This window comes from Actinoalloteichus spitiensis RMV-1378 (assembly GCF_000239155.1).
Lineage (GTDB): Bacteria > Actinomycetota > Actinomycetes > Mycobacteriales > Pseudonocardiaceae > Actinoalloteichus_B > Actinoalloteichus_B spitiensis.
In genome coordinates, this window is the sequence record NZ_AGVX02000814.1 from 1 (window position 1) to 923 (window position 923).

The 923-nt window shown below is 77.4% G+C and carries 1 pseudogene; it reads left to right on the forward strand.

Annotated elements, in window-relative coordinates:
* Positions 1-923: pseudogene (locus ACTIDRAF_RS31415) on the forward strand (hypothetical protein); the annotation flags it as partial.

Here is a 923-nt window from a genome sequence, read left to right on the forward strand (position 1 = left end):
GCACCTGCTGGCGGTCACCGCGCCCGACGTCTGCGTGGTCGGTGGGGAGAGCGTGGCCTGCTCGGCCGTGGTGCGGGACATCCCGGGAGCGGAAGCGGTGGCGGTGGACTACCCGATGGCCGCGCACGCGCCGGTACTCGCCGAGGTGCGGGACAGGTGGTGGCGGCACCACCACCGCGCCACCGTCGACCCGGGCGTCCGCTTCTACGGCGGCGCCAGCGGCGCTCCCTTCCCCGTGACGGCGGAGGGCTTCGCCGACGCGCTCACCGCGCAGGCGCTGGGCACGGTGCGCTTCGCCGACGCGGTCAGCAACGCCTGGGCCGACGGCGTGCGGATCTTCCTCGAGCAGGGGCCGGGCAGCCAGTGCACGGCCTGGATCGGACGCACCCTGGCCGGGCGTGAACACCTGGCCGTTCCGCTGGACGGCGTCGAGGGCCGCGCGCTGCGGCAACTGGACAGGGTGGTGGCCGAACTGCGGGCGGCTGGCGTCGTCGTGGCCGACCGCACCCTGGCCGGTCAGGGGAGCGCGGCCCGAGGTGGCGAGGGAGCGGTCCGGCCGGCGGGCACCGCCGCCGGCGGACCTGCCGTGGCCGGCCACGGCAGGGCGACCCCGGCGGAGCGAGTCGACCCGCCCGCTCGGTCGGTGGTCGGCGGAAGCGTCCACGCCCCGTGGACGATGTCCCCCGCTCCCGCGCTGGTCCCGGTGGGACCCACGGGAGCGGGTGGTGCGGTGCCCTCGGGATCGCCGAGGTCGGGCGACGACGTTCGACGGCCGGAGGCGACGCGACTCCTGGAGGCGAGGGGCCCGCTACCTGGCGGACCGCCACCTTCCTCGTCGGGGGCGCCCGCCGCCACCCCCGACGTCGTTCTGGCCACCTGGCGGCGGGACCTGGCAGCGGCGCACCGGGGGTACCTGGTCGCTC